Consider the following 23,380-nt stretch of genomic DNA (forward strand, 5'->3'; position numbering starts at 1 on the left):
GATAAAACGTGCATGTTTTATCATCAAACCGGAAATACACTGTATAAATAAACACATAATACTTTATATTACAGTATAGTCGAACAAGAAACAGCAAAGCTGAAACCCTGAGTCAGAGCGTCTGAGTAAACAGGAGGACCTTAAACAAAAAAAGCACCCAAAGATGCAAGGGTGCTAAAACCAGAGTGGGCCCACGGGAGTGAGGCACTCTGGCTGTGGCAGAAACAACACAGAGTTGCTTCTGCCGGATTGTGATCAGGCTGGTTGGCCTGATCACGACCAGGATTTGATAACGAGACGGCGATTAAAATCTGATCAGTCGATATTGATCCAGACGTTTTTGATCTCGGAGTACTTATCCAGCGCATGCAGAGATTTGTCCCGGCCATTACCGGAGGCTTTTACGCCACCAAACGGAACCGTGGTATCGCCTTCACCCCAGGTGTTCACCCAGACCATGCCGCTGTGAATCTTACGGCTGACCCGGTGCGCGCGGGACAGGTTTGATGTCCAGATCGCGGCCCCCAGGCCATACTGAGAGTCGTTGGCCAGTGCGATCGCTTCCTCTTCGGTTTCAAACTCACATACCGCCAGAACAGGGCCAAAAATCTCTTCTTTTACGAAGGTCATGCCGTTGTGCGCTTCGGTCACGATGGTCGGCTTGGCATAGAAACCTTCACCTTCCTGATACTCAGGCTCTCCGCCCAAAATCACCTGACCACCCTCTTCGGTTGCGGAGCGGATATAACGGCTGACGGTATCCAGCTGCGCCTTATCCACCAGTGGCCCCATATTGGTATTCGGGTCCAGAGGATCACCCGGCTGATAGCGGGAAGCAGCCTCAACCAGTGCGGCAATAAACGTTTCTTTAATGCTCTTCTGCACATAGATACGGGAGCAGGCGATGCACACTTCCCCCTGGTTAGAGAAGATAGCCGCTGCTGCGCCACCGGCGGCTTTTTTGATGTTATCGCAATCATCAAAAATCAGATTCGGTGACTTACCACCGGCTTCCAGCCAAACGCGCTTCATGTTGGATTCACCGGCGTAACCCAGCAGCATTCCGGCAACACGGGTTGAACCTGTAAAAGCCAGTACGTGTACATCGTTATGCAGCGCCAGCGCTTTACCGGCAGTATGGCCATAACCGGTTACAACGTTGAAGACACCATCCGGGATACCGGCTTCAGTTGCCAGCTGCGCCAGACGCAGGGCGCTCAGACTGGTTTTCTCCGATGGTTTCAATACCACGCTGTTACCGGCTGCCAGCGCCGGTGCGATTTTCCAGCTCACCATCATCAACGGGTAGTTCCAAGGTGTAATCGCGGCGACAACACCCACAGGTTCGCGGCTGATCAGTGCCAGAGAACCCGGTGCTGTCGGGGCGATCTCGCCATAAACCTTATCGATACACTCTGCGGTCCACTGAATGCAATCGATGGCATCCGGCACATCAATGGCCGTCATTTCAGAGATAGATTTACCCATATCCAGTGTGTCCAGAACAGCGAATTCATCTTTATGCTGTTCGACCAAGGCCGCCAGTTTCAGCAGTACAGTTTTACGATATTTAGGAGATGCTTCCGCCCACTCACCGCTGCGGTAAACGGCTAAACCGTTAGCAACCGCTTTATCAACGTCGGCCTGATCACAGCTGGCCACATCGGTCAGGTGTTCTTCGGTGGCCGGATTGATGCTGGCAAAGGTTTCGCCGCTTTCGGCATCGCAAAACCGCCCATTGATATAAGCCTGACCATGTAAGGTCAAAGATTTACTGAGTTCAAACCACTCATCACGGGTCACAGGTGTTTTAACGGTCATTGTCTACCTCAGCTGAATTCGGTGCAGATCATACGGATCTGATAACTACTTGACTGCCAGTGTAGGAAGGAGTCGGGGTGCCCGGCTATACCCCTCAGGATATAGAGGCACTTTCCACTTAGGACAGGTATCTCTATCGGCCTCCAGTATACCTGACAGAAAAGGCCAGCATCTGCCGGCTTTTCTGCATATCAGGTAATCGGGTTATCAGCTTTTGGCGGCTTTCTGCTGCTTGTTTGCCGCCAGAACATACAAATACTCCAATGCCAGTGTTGCTGCTGCCAGAGCGGTTATCTCCGCATGATCATAGGCGGGAGCAACTTCCACCAGGTCCATTCCGATCAGGTCAATACCCTGCAAACCACGAACAATTTTCAAAGCACAGTCGATACTGATACCAGCGGCCACCGGCGTGCCGGTTCCCGGTGCAAATGCAGGATCAATACCGTCGATATCAAAGCTCAGATATGTGGGCTTATCACCCACCCGCTGACGGATTTTTTCCAGTACGGCACCGGGGCCGTGATCACCAACCCAAGCGGCATCCAGTACTTCAAACGGATGACCCTCATAAGTGTAGGCGGTCCGGATACCAATTTGGATAGAGTGCTCAGTATCGATTAAACCTTCTTCTACCGCCCGATGAAAGATGGTGCCGTGATCATACTCACTGCCACCGGAGTAGGTATCAGTATGGGCATCCACATGGATCAGAGCCATTGGGCCATATTTTTCCGCATAAGCCCGCAGTACCGGCAAAGAGATAAAGTGATCACCGCCAAAGGTCAGCGCGGTCTTATCAGACTGTAAGACAGAGCGGATATGCGCCTCTAAAGCATCGACCATTGTTTGTGGCTCACCATGTTTAAAACGCACGTTACCACTGTCTGTGACCGACAGGTGATCATCCAGTGCAAACGTCCAGGGCCAACGGGCACCTTCCCATATGAGATTCGCAGATGCCTGACGGATCGCCTGAGGTCCCATACGGGAACCGGGTCGACCTGATGTTGCCAGATCAAATGGCACGCCACTGACAACAACATCTGCCAGAGAGGCCTGAATATCCCGCACCAGAGGGAACTGCATAAACGTCATACCCAGTTCACCGTACAGTGGCAGGTCCGCATTGGCGACGCTTCCGGTATGAAGGGGTGCAGTGGCTGACATGGTTAACGCTCCTGAAACTTATTACTTGGATTTATGGGCTTAGTGCCTGACTTGCCTCTGTACAAGTGAGATCAATTCAGCGGCCCTTGTGTCTTGCATTAAGATTAGGCTTGCATCAATCATTAGTGAAACGCATAGTTACAATATTGGTATGCATGAAATTAATATAAAACCTGATCTCTCCCACAAAAAAAGAGCCGCTACGAGTAGCATCTGATGATGAGTACCACCCAATGAAGTCACTGCGTCAATTCGATCTGAATCTGTTGGTTCTGCTGGAAGCCTTACTGACCGAATGTCATGTAAGCCGAGCCGCAAAAAGGGTTTTTCTCAGCCAATCCGCCATGAGTCATGCCCTGAACCGGCTACGGGAACAGCTGGATGATCCTTTGTTGATCCGCACGGAAAATGGTCTGCAGCCAACCCCCAGGGCACAAGAGTTACTGCCGGAGGTTCGCAATGCCCTGCGCCAGATTGAGCGTACTCTTAGCCCCCCTGAAAGTTTTGATCCTGCCAGTAGCCGACGGGCTTTTGTGATCGCCTGTACGGACTATTTTGAAGCGGTCGTGTTTCCTCAGATGATCAGTCATTTTCAGGATATAGCCCCCAACATCACGATAGAAGCCCGCATGATTGTCGATGATGCTTTTCTATCCGACCTGGAAACAGGGGTCGTTGACCTGGTAGTGGGAATGGATATTTGCGAATCTATACCGAGCCACCTTGAGGCTCAAAGCTGGATTACAGAGCAACAGATTTGCCTATTAGCCAATAACAATGAGACCCACTTAAAGCAGCTAAGTTTAGAGGACTATATTCAGCGACCCCATATTGTTTTTTCTGATCTGGTAGGGAGTAATGCCAACGCTATCGATCACTGGTTAGCCGAAAGAAAGCTTAGCCGTCGCTCCATAGCCCGCACCGTAAACTATATGGCAGCGGCCAAGATTGTTGCCCAAAGCCAAGCGATTATGACCCTGCCCTATCAGATGGGATTGCTGTTCAGTGAGATGTTGCCGGTACGCTTAGTACAGCCTCCAGAAGGGCTACCCAGCGTGCAAATGACCCAGATTTATCACCCGTTATTTGCGAAAGAACCGGGGCGAATCTGGTTGCAACAACAGGTGCAGCACTTCGGCGACCAACTACTGAGCGGCGGTAAAGATTCAGGTCAAGACTGAACCAGCAACATAAGCTTTACCGCCCATCATCAGAGGTCCGTTTCAGCCCGTACCGGTCAGATGCCTTTCCCCTGAGTATGAGAGTCATGAACTTGACCGCTATCAATGCAACAACAGCCACAAAGAGAATAATGGGCGTTATCTGCTAGACAACCCCAGGGGGAAAACGCTATGAAAGCAGCTGTCGTCAATGAGTTTAAAGGCCCGCTAGAGACCAAAGATATTCCTCGGCCGGAGATCAAGGCAAAGGATGTCCTCGTGAAGATTCATGCCTGTGGTGTTTGTCATACGGATCTTCATGCCTGCCATGGTGACTGGCCGGTTAAACCTAAAATGCCACTGGTTCCGGGACATGAAGGTGTAGGGGAAATTGTTGAAGTTGGCAGCGAAATTCATCACCTGAGTGTTGGTGACCGGGTGGGCATACCCTGGCTATATAGCGCTTGCGGTCACTGCGACTATTGCCTGGAAGGAAAAGAAACACTCTGCCTGGACCAGCAGAATGCCGGGTACTCTGTAGATGGCAGCTATGCTGAATACTGCCTGGCTGATGGTGAGTATGTTGTCAAAATCCCGGATGGATTAAGCTATGTGGATGCCGCACCGCTTTTTTGTGCTGGCGTAACAACCTATAAAGCGCTCAAGGTTACTGAAGTTAAACCCGGTGAGTGGGTTGCCATTATCGGTGTCGGCGGCCTGGGTCATTTAGCGGTGCAATATGCAGTTGCTATGGGAATGAATGTCATCGCGGTTGACACCGGAGCTGAAAAGCTGGAACTGGCGCAAAAACTGGGTGCAAAACACTGCATTGATTTTATGCAGGACACGCCTTCGGCAAAGATTATTGAGCTGACTGGTGGCGGTGCTCACGGTGTTGTCTGTACAGCTGTCTCCCAACCTGCCTTTAAAGAAGCTTACCGTGCCATTCGGCGCGGCGGGGCTTGTGTTCTGGTTGGGCTACCTCCGGAGGAGATGCCCATTCCAATTTTTGATACCGTGCTTAACGGCGTGAAGGTGGTAGGCTCTATTGTTGGTACCCGTAAAGACCTGAAAGAGTGCTTGCAGTTTGCCGCTGAAGGTAAAGTAAAAGCGATCACCGAGGTTAAACAACTGGAAGATATCAACGACATCTTCGCTGAAATGGAAAAAGGTGAAATTACCGGCCGTATCGTAATGGATATGAGCTAAACACTACACATCTGAGGCCGGGAGCCACCTGGCCTCAGATGCCTGTACCCTCTCCTAACCAACTGGCACGACAACGAAGAAAATCTGCCAGAGGGTAATCCCACTCCTGCTGATGTTTATCCTGCCAGTGGCAAAGCTTTAACTGTAGTCCAACCGCATCGGGCTGATGACCGGCGTTCAGACTATTACGTTGATCATCCAGTAGCAGCAACAAGGCATCATGCTCGGCTTTATGAGCCTTGTACTGATCAAACTCTGTCGTCAGCATAAAGCGCTCTTCCTGCTCAAAGTGCTCTTTAGCCTCCTGACAGATCTGCTCCAACAAACAGGAAAAGGCGGCCTTGTCTACCAAAGGTAAAGCGCCCAGCAGCGCAGTAAACTTATGGTGCGCCCTATCCATGGCGGCATGCTCGTAGTACTGCAGGCGCATTCCCGGTGCAATTTCGGACGCATTCAATGTTCTCAGAACCGTTTTTGCAGTATTTTCAGAGGATTTCATAGTAACCGCCATCATTATAAAGGAGTTCATCAGGCCAAACCGGCAGGACGCTTATCCTCGTTTTTTATGGGGTTTAAAACAATGCGATTTGTCAAAACTCCGTTAATCAGGCGGCTTACGGAGCTAAACAGGTCTCTGATTCAGGTGATGGCCGACTGGACAAAAGCGCCTGAGCAACACCAGAGAACATAATCAATCCGCAGCCGGACAGCTGGAGAAGATTCAGGCTTTGGCCAAACAACAACCAACCCAAAGCCACCACTGTGATGGGCTCCAGATAAGCTAACGTACCAAAAGTTGAAGCCGGTAATGCCCTCAAGGCAACAACAGCCAGCACAATTGCCATAAAGCCGGGAACAATTCCTGCCAGCACCAACCAACCCCATTGAGGTAATGAAATCACATCTCCCTGCAATAACATCAGAGGTAACATGCACAGTGCACCAGCAAACATCTGATAGCCACTTCGGGTCAATACATGAACCCGTGCTTCAATCAGGCGGTTAGTCAGAATAAAGGCTGCGTAGCAAGCCATTGCACAAAGCCCATAGAATAGACCCAGCGCCTCATCTGCCCGCCCTTTCAGGGAAAGATTAAACTCCATCATCATGGCAAAACCAAACAGGGCCAGAAGAATCAGCCCCACAGAAGCGCCGGTTAAACGCTCTCCCATAAAAAAATGTGCCACGACAGATGCGGCTACCGGTGCCAGGTAGATCAGCATAATGGCATTGGCCATGGAGGTGTACTGCATTGAGAGCACATAGAAGACCACAAAACCTGCCAAAAAAGCTCCGGTCAGCAGCACCTTTACACCGGGCCAGACTATGAGTTTCTCCTTCTGGCGAGTTGCCAGCAGAAACAACGCCATCAGCAAGGCACCAAAAAACAGGCGGTAAAAGGTGACAGCCTCAGCACTGACTCCAGCATAATGAGAGATAGTACCAATTGTACCCATAAAAAACGCAGACAGCGCTGCGGCAATCAGAAAGCGCCCGGAGGATAAATCGGAAGACATTGTTTGCACCTGAATATCAGACATTGGAAATAAAAAAACCGGAGCCTTTCCAGCTCCGGTTTATACTATTGCATTCGGCTCTTTTACATTATATTCACTGTCTTTTCCAGAAAATATACCGGAATCAAAGCATAATCCCAGTGATTTACTCCCATCTGGCCTCATCCTCCTGTAGCTTAAAACTAATATCCCGGCCATCAGCACAAAGTTGCACAACTCTGACCGGAGCCCCCTCAGCATTTAACTCCACCAATCCAACACCGGCCCCATTTGCAAGGCGCTCACCGGGATCAGCGGTTTGAGGCTTTCTGGGAATCACCCGCATTTTACGCCGCTTAGTAAACCAGTTCAGCGGGGATTTTGGCGAATAGAGCCAGCGATTCAAACGATCAAATAGGGTCAGCAGCTTTGCAGGGAACTCATTCTTGTAACCGCTACTGGTAATTTGCCAGATATCCGGCCCCCGTTCATGGCCCCGCAGCTCAATGTCATAAACAAAGGAGTAGTGGACATCCCCGGAGAGAATGACAAAATTTTTCGGCGTTTTGGGATGCCGGAACAGATTCATCAGTGCATAGGCGGCACCCTGATGAGCCATCCAGTTTTCCGCATCCACCATCAGAGGCTTACCAAACCAGGTGAAAATACGCTGTATCACCTCTATCAGCTTAACGCCAAATACAGGTGCCGGGGACACCATGACCACCGCATCGTGGCCGATCAGCCGCTGCTGCAGATCCGTCAGAGCCTCCCAGTCCATCAGCCCGGATGGCAGATCGAGCGAACGCTCCGAGCGCCAGCGATGGGTTCGCGTATCCAGTACCAACAGAACAGGCTGGGTGTCCCATTGATAATGCCAATCAGGAAAACGGGTCAGCTCATCAATCAGCTGCTGATGATCGTGGCCACCGGGAGAGCTCAATGTCCGCGCGGTCAGTTGCATCAGTTCATCCGGCAACTGCTCCGGGGCATTTCCCCACCCCTGACAAATAAGGTAGCCGGTCAACGCATTACCAATAATGCGACGGGAGAAGCCATGGCCATATGCGGTCTGCTCCCATGCGGCGGTCAGGTTCCAGTCATCTGTAATATCGTGATCATCAAAAATCATCGCCACCGGCAGGTGAGCCATCAGACGCCGGACTTTCCCTAAACCACTGACAAAATGTTTCACTTCGCGGCTTTCACGTACATAGGTATCAGCTTGCTCAGGGGATAGTGCTTGCGTCAGCTCACTCACATCGGGAACCGACAGATTCTGCCAGCCCGCCGGGGACCAGGCCAACAGATACATTGACAGCACTTCCGCCAGAGAGATCAGATGATTATGGGCATTATCTGATGTAAATACGGGTTTGCGGGCACCGCCAAATACCAGGTCCGTCACCGCCTGCCCGCCTTCAGTATCCGGTAAAAGAGCTTCCCGCTGATAATAATAGGGATTGCTTTCATGAAGCTGCCCGGAAGAGTTGACATCAGAACAGGGTAGCGCCTCTTCGGCAAACCCCAGCTGAGCAATAAACCGGTGAATTGAAGCCAGAAAGGGAGCAGCAACATCATCAGCATAAATCTGATCGCCACTCATAATCAGTAGTGCGGGCCAGTCCTTAGGATGACAGGCTGCCAGCTCATCATCCGCTCGCCAAAGACCATCATCGCTTTCATGGTGAGGCTTGCGGCAGGAACCATGTAACAGCTTACTCAGTTGGCTTTTCAGAACAAAACCTGGCGTATCCCGCCCCGGATAAACAAGGTCCGGTGCCCAGTGTCGCCAGCTGATAAATGCATCACTGGCTAAGGGTTCTAGTGCTTGGTCAACGGTTTTCAGGGGAGCAAAACTTAGTTCATATCCTACCCAGCAATCTTTGGGTAGCGGGGTGCCGGGTGAGATCTCTACCAGCTGAAACCAAAGGTGATCAGCCCCCTGAATTTGCAGGCAGCCTGTACGCCACTGCTCCGGATTGATGTGCTGAACCTCACCCTGCCCATAAGACAGTGTTAAACGACCCGCGACAGGCTGAGATGTCGCCAGCCAGAAGGTTAGCTTTGATGGTGTACACCGGCGCAAAATAGGCCCTGCGAGCACCAAAGGCAATTTTTTCTGCCCCTCTGTATGCGACTGCGATTCAGGATAAACAGGTACTGTCGCGTTCAGGTTTTGCTCGCTTCCGGTCATGCGAAAAAAACTCCTTTCATATTCAGATAAGCCCTACAGGCCGCTATAACGTTAACCTGTCAGATAACCGATTGCGATTAAAGTTGCCGAAACCTTATACCCAAAGCATGGCACCTCGCCCATGGCAGCATTAACATGCCACAAAGAATACAGACACCAAAAACAGCTTACACACCAATATTTTCCGCCACCCACTCCGGGTTGTAATAGGTGTCCGGGTACCGCTCGCCACTGTCACACATCAGTGTCACTACGGACCCCTCCTCACCCAGCTCAACCATCTTTCGGGCAAGCTGAAGTGCTCCCCAAAGATTCGTTCCCGTCGACGGTCCGGCTTTACGTCCGGTTCTGTCATATAACCAGTGCATGGTAGCAACGCTGGCAAGATCCGGCACTTTTAACATGTTATCAATCACTCCGGGCTGGAATGACTCTTCGACCAGGGGACGGCCAATACCTTCAATACGGCTGTTATGTTCAGAGGTCAGCCTACGATCACCTTGCTGGTAGGCATCAAAAAAAACCGAGTTTTCAGGGTCCACTACGGTGAGCAAGGTATCCAGGCCTTTATATCGGATATAACGACCAATCGTAGCGGATGTACCGCCGGTGCCTGCACTCATCACAATATGCCGGGGCACAGGAAAGCGTTCTCGGGCCATCTGCTGAAAAATACTCTCAGCAATATTATTACTGCCCCGCCAGTCTGTTGCCCGCTCAGCATTGGCAAACTGATCCATAAAATAACCATTCAGCTTGCGGGCTAGTGCTACGGCAGCACGGTGCATCTCAGTTGCAGATTCAACAAAGTGACACTGGCCCCCGTAGTGCTCAATTAATTCAATTTTTCGTTTTGCCGTTTTGGCTGGCATAACCGCAATAAACGGCACCCCAATCATTCGGGCAAAATAAGCCTCAGAAACCGCGGTGCTTCCGGAAGATGCTTCAATAACCGGTGTATTTTCATGGATCTTACCGTTGCATAACGCATACAGAAATAAAGAACGCGCCAGCCGGTGCTTAAGGCTTCCTGTAGGATGGGTGCTTTCATCTTTCAGATAGATATCAACACAGTCAAGCTGACCATCTTCAAAATCAGAAAGATCTAACTTGATCAGGTGGGTATCCGCAGACCGTTGATAATCCGCATGAATTTTTGCTATAGATTGGTTCACCCAGGCTCGCATCATGTTTTCCTGTTTTAGTCATTGATGAAAATGATTATAAAAACAAGCCCGAAGAAAAATTTTGCTATATGCTGAAATAAAACGATGCGCCAGAGAAAATTTTTCTATGCAGACAACTTTCAAAGAAAAAACATGGATAAAACGGACAAAACAATCTTAAAAATCCTTCAGCAGGATAGCACTATCGCGGTACAGTCTATTGCAGATACCGTAAATCTCTCTGTTACCCCCTGCTGGAAGAGGATCAAACGGCTGGAAGAAAAGGGCATTATCCAAAAACGGGTGGCTCTGTTAGACCGGCATAAAGTTGATCTTGGTGTTTCTGTTTTTGTACACCTGAAGACCCAGCGTCATGATGAAAACTGGCTGATGGCCTTTGCCGATAAGATACGCCAGTTTGATGAAGTCATGGAGTGTTATCGTATGGCGGGGGAATGGGACTATCTGCTGCGGGTCGTAGCCAGAGATATTACTGCATTTGATCACTTCTACAAGAAACTGATTTCACAGGTAGAAGGGCTCAGTGATGTCAGTTCGAGCTTTGCGATGGAAGAAGTCAAATATAGTACTCAGTTGCCTTTAAACCCATAAACAGTAACACTTAAAATCATGTATTATTTTTACACCAAAACAAAACAGGCTTCACTGAAGTGATTGAAACATGTTATCTCTGTAGGGCCTTCTAATAAATTTCGATAGCTTACCGATAAGATATAAAACGAAACCGGGCTATGGATACCCCAATATCTGAGGTGTTGGAAATGTCAGATCTTCAGCAAAACTTCCCCAATATCACCCGTACTTACGGTGTAGAGGAACGACTCAGAGAGCTCTCCGAGCTCGAAATAATAGAGTCAGAACCTGAAGTTCAATACGACCAACTGGTTATGCTGATAAGCCTGACATTCTCGGCTCCAATCGCTGGTATCTCATTTATTGACCAAAACAGGCAGTGGTTCAAATCCGAGGTCGGGCTTAACCAAAAAGAGTTCTCCCTGGAGGACAGTTTTTGCAATGAGGCTAATCTGCAGGAAGACGTTCTGGTTATTCCGGACACCCATCAACATCCTGACTTTAAAAAACACTCTCTGGTTGTTTCAGGTCCAAAAGTACGCTTTTATGCCAGCGTTCCTGTCAGAAGCCCTGCCGGGACACCGATAGGTTGCTGCTGCATAATGGATACCGTCCCCAGGCAACCTGATGAAAACGAGATCCGGCAACTGACACTCTTCGCCCATCTGGCGGAAGCACAGATTAAACTGCACGCTGAAACCCTCAGCTTAAAGAAACAGGCCGTGAATACGGCTTATTATGACGCACTCACCGGACTGCCCAATCACAGTTTATTTATTGACCGTCTGGATCAGGCCCTGATGAGTGTCTCGGATAGCAGCCAGATCAGTGTTTGTGTCGTTCATCTGTGTCGTTTTGACGAGCTGAATCATGCCCGAGGCAAAGAGTGGGCCGATAAGGTTATGTTCTATACCGCCATCAGGCTCAGGGGCAGTTTGCCAATATCAAACACTGTCGCCCGCCTTGAAGGGGCTAAACTTGCAGTCTTCAGTGTCAGCAAAGGGCAGCCGCAAGATAACCGCAACAGCTACAAAAAACTGGCTAAACGTATCCTGGAGCTCTGTGAACAGGAGATAAGGGTTGAAGGCGCAGTGCTGCATGTCCCCGTCAAGCTGGGAGTTAGCCACTACCCTGGCACAGGATCAACACCTGATTCCTTGCTGGAGCAGGCTAAATCCAGTAGTAAGCGGGAAAAAACCATCAACTATTTTTCCAAAGAGCACTCCAGTGAGTCAAACCGCCGCTTCGAGGTCGAACAGCATTTGCAGCAAGCCCTGAATGAGAACCGCTTTCACGTGGAATATCAGCCCATTGTTGATATTCAGAGTGGTAAGCTGCGTAGTCTGGAAGCGCTTCTGCGCCTGAATGTTGATGACGGCCCGATATCACCGGGAGAGTTTATACCCGTTGCCGAAGATACCGGCCTGATTCTGCCCGTAGGTGAATGGGTACTAAGAGCGGTTTGTCGGCAGATTGGCACCTGGCGTCCCTACATGGGAGACAATCCTATGCCGGTAGCCGTTAACCTGGCCAGTGAACAGATGGGCCTGAAGAATCTGAGCAGTCTGGTGCTATCAGCTATCTATGATAACGACCTGAGACACTCCCAGTTACAACTGGAAGTGACCGAAACCAGCCTTATGAAAAATATCGACCGTGCGATACAGAATATGGAAGAGATTCTGCGTCACGGTGTACATTTCTCGCTTGATGATTTTGGTACAGGGTACTCATCGTTAAGCTATCTGCAGCGATTACCAGTCACTAAAGTCAAACTGGACCGGGCCTTTATTCAGAATATTGATACCAATAAACATGACCGTATTCTGGCAAAGAACATTATTAACCTGTGCCATGAGCTGAATAAGATAACCGTGGCCGAAGGTATTGAAACCCAGTCTCAGCTTGATACTTTACGGGAGTTAGGTTGCGACTTAGGCCAGGGTTACTTTTTTAGCCGCCCCTTAACAACTGAAGCGATCAATGAGCGCATCATCAGTAACCAGCTCATTTTCCCCTGATAGAAAGAAAAGCAGAGCGTAAGATAGCTATTCTGTCAGTAACTTACGCTCTCCGGCCACTTTAATAATCCGGTCACGACCACTGTCTTTAGCCTGATAAAGGGCCTCATCGATATAGAGAATGGAAGTCTGGACATCAACAAGAACTTCTCCCAGGCCAGCGCTGGCTGTCAGGCGAATGCTATGATTGCCGTACTGAACAGGTGTTTCACGACAGGTATCCAAAACACGCTGAATAACCTGTTCTGCCTCATCCAGACGTGTCTCAGGCAACACAATAATGAACTCTTCACCGCCATAACGGCCGATAATATCCGTCGCCCGCAGCACATCCTTCAGCTGTCTGGAAAAAGTGACCAGAACTTTGTCCCCTGCCTGGTGACCATAAGTATCATTAATGACCTTAAAGTGATCCAGGTCCAGCAAAGCCATGGTCAGGGTTCGGTTATAGCGCTCAGAACGACTAAGCTCTGATTCAGCCAGGGACATAAAAGCCCGACGAGTCAGGAGTCCCGTCAGGGCATCTGTGGTTGCTTGTTCAAATAATTTAAGCTGCATATGTAGCTGTGAAAGCTGAGCCCAGATCGCAATACTCATAATGACCGCCAGCAGCCAAAGATTATTCAACGAGGCAAGCGTAAACATTTGTCGTTGAATCAACTCATCCAGAGAGAGCGTAAAAATAGTGATCAGAGCTAACAAGCTCCCTTCCCTGAGCGTCAGCGGAAAGACACAGTGGATCGTAATAATTAAAAATGGCAAAAACGTGTAGGAAGCCAGTCGGGCATCCGACAAATGTTCCCCCAGGATAAATTGTGCCGACAGGTGAAACAGTGCCGGAATCACCATCAGCATCAATAGTCGGAACCGAGCATGCCTGAGGGAGAAAACATAGGAAGCTTTAACCCAGAGCGCCAGCAATGAAAGCGAAAAAAGCAGGCGGGCTGCGGCCATCATGCCAAAGCTACTTTCCGGCAGAATAAAGTAATCAACAGGAATCCAGAGGGGAGTCAATATTGAGAACAGCAGCGCCAGGACACGAACGCGGGTATTGATGTACTCAGCCCTGACAAGGTTAAAGTCTGCAGGGTGGTTACGGCTACCGATAAGCTCATAGCCCCGTACCTGTTCAAACATATAGCGCAGGCGATGTGGCAACGTCATAGAACCGACATCGGTCAGAATGGATTTTTCACGCATTAGTATGTTCGACCTAAAGTTATCAGAGAGCTATATTCAAAAAAAGCGAATAAAAACAATGTGCTTTGTACCTACTATACTCTTATTTTTATTGAGAGTTATCATCCGACAACCAGAAAACTAAAACCGCTACTTTTTGTGACAAACCACACTATTTTTCAGGACACAATTAACAGTATGATTTGTTTTCTGTTAAGGTCTATTGTTAGATACACAAGGAATGTATCATTTTGTAAGTATAACAGAAAAAGCCAAAGACCCTATTCAGGCTGAGTCTAACTATAAAAAAACCTTAAGGTTTAACACAACAGCTAAAAAGGATCGATGCAGCTGATGACTACCCCCATCGTCATATGTGATGATTCTAGCTTTGCACGTAAGCAGATGGCCCGTGCCTTACCCGGAAGCTGGGATATTGAAATCAGCTTCGCCAATCATGGTGGAGAAGCGATTGAATTAATTAAAGCCGGTAAAGCTGATATCTTGTTTCTTGATCTCAACATGCCGGTAATGGATGGTTACGCCGTTCTGGAGGCCATTCGCACCGAAGATCTGCCGACCATGGTTCTTGTCGTATCCGGCGACATCCAGCCCGAAGCCTATAAACGTGTCAAAGATCTGGGTGCCCTCGACTTTATCAAGAAACCAGCCACGACAGAGAAAATCACTGAGATTCTTCTTTCATACGGTATTATCAGCGCCTCTCAGCCCCAGACCGAAACAGAACTGGCTCGCTTTGACGAAGAGGTTGCCCTGACAGACCTGATCCAGGAAGTGGTCAATGTCTCTATGGGGCAGACAGGTAGTCTGCTTGCAGGTCTGCTCAACACCTTTATCCATTTACCTGTCCCCAAGATACACATAAAGCCTTATAACGAACTGAAAGAAGTTTTGGCCTCCAAGGATGCCACATCTTTATCCGGTGTATCCCAGGGCTTTAATGGTTCCGGCATAGCTGGCGAAGCCATCCTGCTCGTAGGGGATGAGAGCTTCCCCCATATGTCCCGCCTGATGCAATATGATCAAATGTCATCAGGCCAATCCGATGCAACAACTAACAATGACCTGGAAGTCCTTATGGACCTGTCCGGCATCCTGATCGGAGCCTGCCTGAAAGGTATCGCTGAACAGTTGGATGTAGAGTTCAGTTACAGCCACCCCGTGATTTTAGGTCAGAAAAAAGGGCTGCCCCCACTACTGGGTTCCCCTAACCAGCAGCAAAAAGTACTGGCAATTGAAATTGACTATGGCATCCCTGATCATCAGGTCGAATGCGATCTGATTCTGGTGCTGACAGAGGATTCTTTGCCTGTTTTAACAGAGCGAGCGGGGTATCTGAAATGACCAATGATCCACAAGATCTCGATATGCCACGCCTGCACTGGCTGATGCAGATGCTGCAAACGGTTGATGTCGGCTTAGTTGTTGTGGACCGGGCCTTTGATATCCAGCTGTGGAACGGCTTTATGGAGAACCATAGCGGCGTACGCACATCCCAGGCTCGGGGCAATAATATTTTCAGCCTGTTCCCGGAGTTACCGGATCAATGGCTGACCCGCAAGATAGAGTCTGTGTTCACCCTGGATAGCCGGGCGTATTCGACCTGGGGGCAGCGACCACACCTGTTCAGATTTAAAAGCTATCGCCCATTGACCGGCAGATCAGAGCAGATGTATCAGAATGTCACTATTATTCCTTTAACCGGTATGGACAAGCGTGTTACCCATGCCTGTATTCTGATTTACGATGTCACGGATATCGCGACCAGCAAAATTGAGCTGGAAAAGGCAAACCAGGAGCTGGCACGACTCAGCCGGACTGACCGCCTGACAGGTCTTAACAATCGAGGGCATTGGGAAGAGCGCCTCAGTCAGGAGTTCCGGCGTTTCAGGCGCAGCCAGACACCCTCTTCTCTGGTTATGTTTGATATTGACCACTTTAAAAAAGTGAATGATACCTTTGGCCACCAGGCCGGGGATGAGGTTATAAAGCAGGTTGCCAGCACGCTACTGAGTCTTCAGCGAGAAACGGATATTTCCGGCCGATATGGCGGGGAAGAGTTTGGCGTTATCCTGCCGGAAACAAACGCTGAACAGGCTTCTATAATGTCTGAGCGGCTGCGAGTCAGTCTTGAGGAAGCCGAAGTTGAATATGAAGGACAACATATCAGCTTTACGGTAAGCCTGGGGGTCTGTGAGATAACACCGGATATGACAGAGTACAGCCAATGGCTTGAACGGGCTGACCAGGCACTCTATCACTCCAAACGGAACGGCAGAAATCAGACGACTGTTCACTCAACCTGACGGCAAGCCCTATGCAAGCATTAGGCGTGGGCTCAGGAAAACAGACACCTTTACAAAAGAAAGTATCTACACTGATAAAAAACCTCGTTTTTGACAAGGAGAGCCCCTATGTATGACAGCATTGTATTGGGTAGCGGTGTTATTGGTGTAAACACAGCGTACTGGCTGGCCAAAGCGGGTCACAAGGTTCTGGTTATTGATCGTCAGCCAATACCGGGCAATGAAACTTCTTATGCTAACGGCGGCCAGATCGCCGTTAGCCATGCTGACCCCTGGGCCAAACCCTCTGCTCCACTTTCTGTCATAAAAGATCTGATCCGGGATGATGCTCCCCTCCTCTTCCGGCCCGGAATGGATATCCGGCAATGGCGCTGGTTGCTAAGCTGGTTCGGACAATGCACTCCCGGGCGGTGGCGCACAAATCTATTGGAAGCCATGCGCCTCTCAGCTTACTCCCAGGAACTGACCCGTCAGGTTCAAAATGAGCACCAGTTAAAATACCAACAGATACGTAAAGGTGTACTCCATCTCTACAGAACAGACAGATCACTAAACAGCGCGAAGCAAAGCATTGAACAAATGCGAAATTTTGGGCTTAACCGAAAAATCATCAGCCCGGAAGAAGCCCTCACCCAAGAGCCTGCCCTGAGATTCAGCAATGAAAAAATTGTTGGCGCAACCTATACGGAGTCCGATGAATCAGGTGATGCACGTGAATATTGCCAGCAATTAGCGGATGTCTGCCGGGAGATGGGAGTCACCTTCGCCATGAATACTCATATCATGCAGTTAGTTCGCGAAGGGCGCCGTATTCATGTCAGAGTCAATGGTGAGCTGGGGAACCAACACCTGACCGCAAATCACCTGATTGTTTGTATGGGGCCGTGGTCAGCCAGACTTCTGAAACCACTTAACGTTTGGCCCAATATCTACCCGGTTAAGGGATACTCTATTTCTGTACCTTTAGAGTATCCGGAAAAAGCACCGACGGTGAGCCTGACGGATGAAACCAACAAGCTGGTATTCAGTCGGCTGGGGGATGAACTTAGGGTCGCCGGCACCGGTGAACTGGGTGGCTATTCCCGTGAGCTGAATGTCAAACGTTGCGACCGTATTCTGGAGCAGGCGAGAAGACTTTTCCCGGAAGCCGGAGGCTTTGATCAGGCTCGCTTCTGGACAGGGTTAAGGCCGGCAACACCCTCTGGTCTGCCCTGTATCCGTAAAACCCGTTTTGACAACTTATGGATCAACAGCGGTCATAATATTGGCTGGACAATGGGCTGCGGCTCAGGAAAATACCTGGCAGACTTAATCAGCAACGGAAGCGCAACTGAGTTTGACCATTACGAGCTACCTGGCCATCTCCTTTGATCCATCCGGTAAAATCAGACACTCAGACTGAGCGATAAAAACGAATTGAGGAAAACTCATAGGGCTCCCCCATTTCCGGCACAGTATTCGCGTTAAATGTATCCACCAGCTGATAAGAGGAGTGGCTGAAATTCCTTACCCGGGAATCAGCCACCCACACCTCCGGTGCAAAACGAAAAAAAGTGTCAAGCCAGGGCAGGTTATCCCGGTCATAAAGCACATCGGCAGCAATCAGGAGATCTGCTCCCATTTCAGGGAGGGCTAACAGATCTGCAGCAACCTGAAACGACACCTTATTCAGGCGCGCATTCTCCTTACAGGCCAGTTGGGATACCGGATCGATATCACAGGCAATCACCTCTGCCCCCGCCATCGCGGCCGCAACAGCAACAACACCAGAGCCCGCTCCAAAATCGATAACCCGCTTCCCCACGACCTCTGCAGGATTTTCCAGAATAAAGCGTGCCAGCGCCAAGCCACTACCCCAGCAAAACCCCCAATATGGAGCATGCTCAAGAATAGCTATCATCTCATCGGACGAAAATGCCCTGTCGACGGGCTCAGGATCTACCAGCCAAAGCCTGATCTTATCGACACCCGGCAGAGTCACCTCTTTAACCCTGGCGGAAGGTAACATCTGCGATAGTGCCCGATTCAGCAGCAGCGACATCACGCTTTCCCTCGTTTACTCATCAGGCTGAATTCAGACATTCAGCTCTGCCAGCTGAACGGCCAACGCTTCAACCTGCTCAGGCGTACCATTTTCACGCCACCATAAGGTCAGAGCTGCCGTACCAGCCTCAAAAATCAGAGTATCTTCTGGCAGCACCTTCAACAAAGTCTTCAGGCTTGCTTCCTGACCATCATCCAGAGCCGGAGACGGGGCCTCTAACCAAACCCACCCGGAAACAAACTCATCCCCCCGGTACTGGATCTCTTCTTTATCTAATCGAGCACAGTGCCCCAGGCGAAAACGATGAACAGGGCCCTTATCATCAGCTTCACGCATAACGCGGTAAGCAATCGCGCTGTTTTTGGTGCCCAGAAGTTCAAAAGTCTCTATTCGGACCCGAATTCCTGCATGAAGCGCTATCTTTCTCAGGTGCATCTGATAACGCTGCCGCCTTGAAGGGACAATCCATGCGATCGGACTAAGAACAGCTGCAAAAATCAGAACAACAATAAGCCAGGTACTCATATATAACACCTCAAAAAACAGCTGCCCAGGGCAGGAAAATACGACACTCAGGTTTTGATTTTAAAGATTGAAAGCTGTAAACCATGACCCACGCCAAGAGAGTGCCTGTGATCAATTTTTAAACCTGATTGCGCCCTATACTAATCGATAGACAAGGGATAAAGTACAGTCAGATAAGGATTTTTAGCAAGGGGACAGAAAATGAGCCAATACAAACACGTACTGATTGCAGTGGATCTGACCGATGAATCCGGCCAGGTTATTGAAAAAGGTAAGGCTATCGCTGAGCGTAACGGTGCGAATATCAGCCTGATTCACGCTCTGGAGCCTCTGGGTTTTGCGTATGGTGGTGATATCCCAATGGATCTAACGACAATTCAGGAGCAGCTCGAGCAGCACGCTAAAGCGAAACTTGCAGATTTGGCTGCTCCGCTGAACATCCCTCAGGAACAGCAACATATTCTGGTGGGTGTGCCGGATAGTGAAATTCACCGTATGGCTAAAGATCAGGGTGTAGATCTGATCGTTGTAGGCAGTCACGGACGGCATGGCCTGTCTCTGTTACTCGGCTCAACATCTACCGGCGTCCTGCACGGTGCTAAATGTGATGTTCTGGCTGTGCGTATTCAGAAAGACAAATAGATACTCATAACAGAGGCCACCTTACGGGTAACCTCAGATACTGAAATGCCCCTGATAGCAAATACGCTATCAGGGGCATTCGGCACAGACAATGTAACGCTTAGCCTTCTTCTTTCATCGCCTCTAGCTCTACCCAACGGTCCATCGCCTGTTCGAGCTCCTGCTCTTTTTGCTGAAGCTTATCCAGTGTTTCAGACACCTTGTCCGGGTCGCCCTGGTAAAAAGCACCGTCTCCCGTGGTGGTGTGTAACACCTCCAGTTCTGATTCCAGCTTTTCAATCAAAGCCGGTAGCTGATCTAATTCACGCTGCAGCTTATAACTAAGCTTTTTACTTTTGGCAGCGGATTTTTCAGCCGGTCTGGCCTCTGCGGGCTTATCATCATTGGCTGCAGAATCACCTTCAGACCCGGTTCTCAGTGTCGTACTGTCATTGCCGTCGCCACCGGAGACTTCCGGTGGGAACTTACCTCCCTGACGTACCCAGTCACTGTAACCACCAACATACTCCTTCACCACGCCATCACCTTCAAAGGCGAAAACACTGGTCACGACATTATCCATAAAGGCACGGTCATGGCTAACCAGAAGCACGGTGCCATCAAAATTGAGCAATAGCTCTTCCAATAACTCCAGTGTCTCCACGTCCAGGTCATTGGTTGGCTCATCCAGAACCAGCATATTGGCGGGTTTGGTGAACAGCTTAGCCAACAATAAACGATTACACTCCCCACCAGACAGGGCCTTGACCGGCGTGCGAGCTCGCTCAGGACTGAACAGAAAGTCCTGCAGGTAGCTCATAATATGCTTATCACGGCCACCGATGGTAATACTGGTCTGTCCCTCAGCAACGTTATCCATCACCGTGCGCTCAGGCTCTAACTGGGCACGTAGCTGATCAAAGTAAGCCACCTCCAGTTTAGAACCCATTTTCAGGTTGCCACTTTGCGGGTCAAGCTGCCCCAGAAGAAGCTTCAGAAGCGTACTCTTGCCAGCACCGTTACGGCCTAGCAAGCCGATACGATCACCACGCACGACCCGGGTAGTCAAATCCCGAATGATAGGCTTATCGCCCCAGCTGTAGCTGACATGCTCGAGCTCTGCAACCAACTTGCCGGAAGACTCAGCTTTATCCAGCGTGATATTCGCCGTACCCTGCCGGTCCCGGCGCTGGGAACGCTCCTTACGCAGATCCTGCAGGGCACGAACACGACCCTCATTACGGGTTCGGCGTGCTTTAATTCCCTGACGGATCCAGGCTTCTTCCTGAGCCAACTTCTTGTCAAACTCAGCATTCTGACGCTCTTCCACCTCAAGCATATGCTCTTTATGCTCAAGAAAGCTGGGATAATCACCTTCCCAGATCGTCAACTGGCCCCGGTCCAGCTCTACAATTCGGGTTGCCAGCTTTTGCAGAAATGCCCGGTCATGGGTAATAAAGAGTACCGCTCCCCGGAACTCACTCACCTGCTGCTCCAGCCAGGCGATCGTCTCAATATCAAGGTGGTTAGTCGGTTCGTCAAGCAGTAACAGATCCGGCTCACTAACCAAAGCACGGGCCAATGCCACACGGCGACGCCAGCCACCGGACAAGGATTTCATGGGGGTATCCGCTGGGAGGTTCAGCCTGGAGATAATAGACTCAACCCGCTGAGTCAGAGCCCAGCCATCTTTGCTTTCAAGCTCATTTTGCAGGTGCTCTAGCTTTTTCAGATCCTCGTCACCCTCGATATTCATGACCAGATGGTGATAGTCGCGAATCAACTGCCCGACACCGGGAATACCATCTGCGATGATATCAAATACAGTATCTTCTCCAGCCACCGGCAGATCCTGAGCCAGCTGGCCGATTTTTAACCCCGGCTGAATCCAAAGTGACCCGGAGTCAAGTGTTTGCTCCCCGGAAACCAGCTTCAGCATAGTGGATTTACCTGCGCCATTACGGCCAACGACACAAATTCGTTCGCCTTTACTGATGACCAGAGAGGCTTCATCCAGCAGCGCATGATGGCCAAATGCGATACTGATCTTTTCTAATCTAACTAACGCCATGAAATGCCTGTAAAAACCTTGGAATTATCTGTAAAAAAACGGATCCGATATTGAGGTATCCACCTAAAACTTGCTACTTTAAACAGCCGTATCAGGACGATCAAACAGGAAACCCGAATGATTTCTTATCCTTTAATAAGACAAACCGTTGTGTTGGGGTCCATTATCGCCTTTTTAACAGGCTGTATGCACGACATTCCTAAACTGGGGGTTGAAAACAACCGCCTGAAACCCTGCCCGGATACCCCGAACTGTGTTGCTTCACACCCGGATACCCAGGAGAGCCAAAAAGTCCCCCCTATTCTCTATACCGCCGAACAAACCCAGGCTTACAATCAGATGGAAGCTCTGCTCACAGAGCAGAGTGATGCCATTGTCATCACCCGCGAGCACGCTCACTACCTAAGGGCAGATTTCCGCACGCCTCTGATGGGCTTTATCGATGATGTCGAGTTCTACTTCCAAGTACCGGGTGTCATTGCCGTACGCTCTGCGTCACGCATCGGTTATTCTGATTTTGGTGCCAACCGCAGACGAATTGAAGAGATTCGCAAAGCCTTTAGCGAACGTATGGCCCAGCCTCTTTTGGAGCCCAAAGTACCTATTCAGACAGATTAGTATCAATAGGACAGAGACAAAAAGCCTCAGGGCATAGTCAAAAAGCCTCAATGGGCAGAAGCTTCGTCGCTACAATCCGCCACACATACTGCATAAAAATAACCCCCAATACTGAATATTCAATATTGGGGGCTATTTTAGATCGCGCTCCTGATTTGGCTAAGCAGGGTATCCGGTGTTCGGCTTATATCGTTTCTTCCGGAACCTCCAGCCCTTCAACTTCAGCGATCCGACGAACAACCAGATCAAACAGCTGCTTCGGCTGAAATTTGGACAGGAAGTCATCACAACCGACCTTTTGCACCATCGCCTTATTAAAGCTACCACTCAAAGAGGTATGCAGGGTAATGAACAGATCTTTAAGGCGCGGATCTTCACGAATTTCGCGCGTCAGACGATAACCATCCATTTCCGGCATTTCAGCATCTGTAATCAGCATCAGCAGCTTATTAGGCACATCCTCGCCGGCATCAGCCATAGCACGCAGTTTTTCCAACCCTTCCCGGCCATCACTGGCCTCATGGATTGTAATGCCCAAGTGCCCAAGGGTCTCTTTAACCTGGGCCCGTGCAGTGGAGGAATCATCAACCATCAGGACTTCCATCCGGCTAGCTGCCTGACGAATTTGCTCATCCAGATTTTCAGTATCAATACTGATCAGGTAAGGTGAAATCTCAGCCAGAACTTTTTCTACATCAATGATCTCAACGATCTTTTCTTCAACCCGGGTAATCGCCGTCAGGTAATGGGAGCGGCCTGTGGTTCGCGGCGGCGGCATAATTTCGTCCCGGTTCATATTGATAATGCGATCAACACCGCCGACCAGAAAGGCTTGCACAGAGTTGTTATACTCCGTCACGATCAGGTTGCTTTCTTCTGTCGGTTGCAGAGCAGGCATACCGATCGCCTGACTCAGGTTGATCACCGTAACTGTCTGGCCCCGCAGATGAGTAACCCCTACAACATAAGGGTGGTGATGCGGCAGGTTAGACAATGCCGGTAGACGCATCACTTCCTGAATTTTAAACACATTGATGGCAAACAACTGTCCCGTCAGTAGGCGAAACATTAAAAGCTCTAGTCGGTTTTCACCAACCAACTGTGTCCGGGAATCTACGCTAGCTAATACCCCTGCCATGGGCTACTCCAATGTTGTGGTCT

20 protein-coding genes are annotated in these 23,380 nt (G+C 49.7%); 9 read left to right on the forward strand and 11 right to left on the reverse strand.

Going from position 1 to position 23,380, the window contains the following annotated elements; genetic code table 11:
- Positions 1-315: 315 nt before the first annotated feature.
- Both BTA35_RS07870 and speB read right to left on the reverse strand, forming a co-directional pair.
- Positions 316-1,821 carry an aldehyde dehydrogenase gene (locus tag BTA35_RS07870; RefSeq protein ID WP_078319251.1) on the reverse strand — a complete coding sequence of 502 codons (1,506 nt, stop codon included), beginning with the start codon at positions 1,819-1,821 and terminating at the stop codon, positions 316-318.
- Positions 1,822-2,028: 207 nt separating this feature from the next.
- The gene (gene speB, locus BTA35_RS07875) at positions 2,029-2,991 is read right to left on the reverse strand and encodes an agmatinase (RefSeq protein ID WP_078319252.1); all 963 of its coding nucleotides are present in this window, start codon (positions 2,989-2,991) and stop codon (positions 2,029-2,031) included.
- Between the two features lie 233 nt (positions 2,992-3,224).
- Here speB and BTA35_RS07880 point away from each other — a divergent pair, with 233 nt between their 5' ends.
- Together BTA35_RS07880 and adhP are read left to right on the forward strand one after the other, a co-directional pair.
- Positions 3,225-4,172: a LysR family transcriptional regulator gene (locus BTA35_RS07880; RefSeq protein WP_078319253.1), complete on the forward strand. Its 948-nt coding sequence runs from the start codon at positions 3,225-3,227 to the stop codon at positions 4,170-4,172.
- 171 nt (positions 4,173-4,343) lie between these two features.
- The gene (gene adhP / locus BTA35_RS07885; RefSeq protein WP_078319254.1) at positions 4,344-5,360 is read left to right on the forward strand and encodes an alcohol dehydrogenase AdhP; all 1,017 of its coding nucleotides are present in this window, start codon (positions 4,344-4,346) and stop codon (positions 5,358-5,360) included.
- Positions 5,361-5,394: 34 nt separating this feature from the next.
- On the opposite strand, the gene BTA35_RS07890 is transcribed toward adhP, so the two are convergent.
- From BTA35_RS07890 to BTA35_RS07905, 4 genes are all read right to left on the reverse strand, one after another.
- The gene (locus tag BTA35_RS07890) at positions 5,395-5,889 is read right to left on the reverse strand and encodes a bacteriohemerythrin (RefSeq protein WP_078319255.1); all 495 of its coding nucleotides are present in this window, start codon (positions 5,887-5,889) and stop codon (positions 5,395-5,397) included.
- Between the two features lie 85 nt (positions 5,890-5,974).
- Positions 5,975-6,877 carry a DMT family transporter gene (locus tag BTA35_RS07895; RefSeq protein ID WP_078319256.1) on the reverse strand — a complete coding sequence of 301 codons (903 nt, stop codon included), beginning with the start codon at positions 6,875-6,877 and terminating at the stop codon, positions 5,975-5,977.
- A 145-nt stretch (positions 6,878-7,022) separates the two neighbouring features.
- Positions 7,023-9,053, reverse strand: coding sequence for a metallophosphoesterase family protein (locus BTA35_RS07900; protein ID WP_238377524.1), 2,031 nt, complete (start codon positions 9,051-9,053; stop codon positions 7,023-7,025).
- Positions 9,054-9,220: 167 nt separating this feature from the next.
- A complete protein-coding gene (locus tag BTA35_RS07905) occupies positions 9,221-10,240 on the reverse strand; it encodes a PLP-dependent cysteine synthase family protein (protein WP_238377525.1) in 1,020 nt (339 codons plus the stop codon).
- 132 nt (positions 10,241-10,372) lie between these two features.
- Between BTA35_RS07905 and BTA35_RS07910 the strand changes: the two genes are divergently transcribed.
- The gene (locus BTA35_RS07910) at positions 10,373-10,831 is read left to right on the forward strand and encodes an Lrp/AsnC family transcriptional regulator (RefSeq protein WP_078319258.1); all 459 of its coding nucleotides are present in this window, start codon (positions 10,373-10,375) and stop codon (positions 10,829-10,831) included.
- 140 nt (positions 10,832-10,971) lie between these two features.
- Positions 10,972-12,834 (forward strand): sensor domain-containing phosphodiesterase, encoded by a 1,863-nt coding sequence (locus BTA35_RS07915; protein ID WP_078319259.1) that lies wholly within the window; start codon positions 10,972-10,974, stop codon positions 12,832-12,834.
- A gap of 27 nt (positions 12,835-12,861) precedes the next feature.
- Here the strand turns inward: BTA35_RS07915 and BTA35_RS07920 are convergent, their stop codons facing one another.
- Complete coding sequence (locus BTA35_RS07920; RefSeq protein ID WP_078319260.1) at positions 12,862-14,034, reverse strand: GGDEF domain-containing protein; 1,173 nt, start codon at positions 14,032-14,034, stop codon at positions 12,862-12,864.
- A gap of 333 nt (positions 14,035-14,367) precedes the next feature.
- On the opposite strand from BTA35_RS07920, the gene BTA35_RS07925 reads away from it, so the two are divergent.
- The 3 genes from BTA35_RS07925 (at position 14,368) to BTA35_RS07935 (ending at position 17,711) form a co-directional block, all read left to right on the forward strand.
- Positions 14,368-15,378 (forward strand): response regulator, encoded by a 1,011-nt coding sequence (locus tag BTA35_RS07925; RefSeq protein ID WP_078319314.1) that lies wholly within the window; start codon positions 14,368-14,370, stop codon positions 15,376-15,378.
- Positions 15,375-16,340, forward strand: coding sequence for a GGDEF domain-containing protein (locus tag BTA35_RS07930; protein WP_078319261.1), 966 nt, complete (start codon positions 15,375-15,377; stop codon positions 16,338-16,340). Before BTA35_RS07925 ends, BTA35_RS07930 begins: the two co-directional genes overlap by 4 nt.
- 108 nt (positions 16,341-16,448) lie before the next feature.
- Positions 16,449-17,711, forward strand: a complete 1,263-nt coding sequence (locus tag BTA35_RS07935; RefSeq protein ID WP_078319262.1) for a D-amino acid dehydrogenase — start codon at positions 16,449-16,451, stop codon at positions 17,709-17,711.
- Positions 17,712-17,733: 22 nt separating this feature from the next.
- Here the strand turns inward: BTA35_RS07935 and BTA35_RS07940 are convergent, their stop codons facing one another.
- Together BTA35_RS07940 and BTA35_RS07945 are read right to left on the reverse strand one after the other, a co-directional pair.
- Complete coding sequence (locus BTA35_RS07940; protein WP_078319263.1) at positions 17,734-18,381, reverse strand: class I SAM-dependent methyltransferase; 648 nt, start codon at positions 18,379-18,381, stop codon at positions 17,734-17,736.
- A 33-nt stretch (positions 18,382-18,414) separates the two neighbouring features.
- Positions 18,415-18,909: a hypothetical protein gene (locus BTA35_RS07945; RefSeq protein WP_078319264.1), complete on the reverse strand. Its 495-nt coding sequence runs from the start codon at positions 18,907-18,909 to the stop codon at positions 18,415-18,417.
- Between the two features lie 201 nt (positions 18,910-19,110).
- On the opposite strand from BTA35_RS07945, the gene BTA35_RS07950 reads away from it, so the two are divergent.
- Complete coding sequence (locus BTA35_RS07950; protein WP_078319265.1) at positions 19,111-19,551, forward strand: universal stress protein; 441 nt, start codon at positions 19,111-19,113, stop codon at positions 19,549-19,551.
- A gap of 100 nt (positions 19,552-19,651) precedes the next feature.
- On the opposite strand, the gene uup is transcribed toward BTA35_RS07950, so the two are convergent.
- A complete protein-coding gene (uup, locus tag BTA35_RS07955) occupies positions 19,652-21,601 on the reverse strand; it encodes an ATP-binding cassette ATPase Uup (protein WP_078319266.1) in 1,950 nt (649 codons plus the stop codon).
- Positions 21,602-21,718: 117 nt separating this feature from the next.
- Here uup and BTA35_RS07960 point away from each other — a divergent pair, with 117 nt between their 5' ends.
- Complete coding sequence (locus tag BTA35_RS07960; RefSeq protein ID WP_078319267.1) at positions 21,719-22,219, forward strand: DUF1499 domain-containing protein; 501 nt, start codon at positions 21,719-21,721, stop codon at positions 22,217-22,219.
- A 184-nt stretch (positions 22,220-22,403) separates the two neighbouring features.
- Here BTA35_RS07960 and BTA35_RS07965 read toward each other — a convergent pair whose 3' ends face one another.
- Positions 22,404-23,357 (reverse strand): chemotaxis protein CheV, encoded by a 954-nt coding sequence (locus BTA35_RS07965; RefSeq protein ID WP_078319268.1) that lies wholly within the window; start codon positions 23,355-23,357, stop codon positions 22,404-22,406.
- Between the last annotated feature and the right edge of the window lie 23 nt (positions 23,358-23,380).

Source organism: Oceanospirillum linum, assembly GCF_001995095.2.
Classification (GTDB): Bacteria; Pseudomonadota; Gammaproteobacteria; order Pseudomonadales; family Halomonadaceae; genus Oceanospirillum; species Oceanospirillum linum.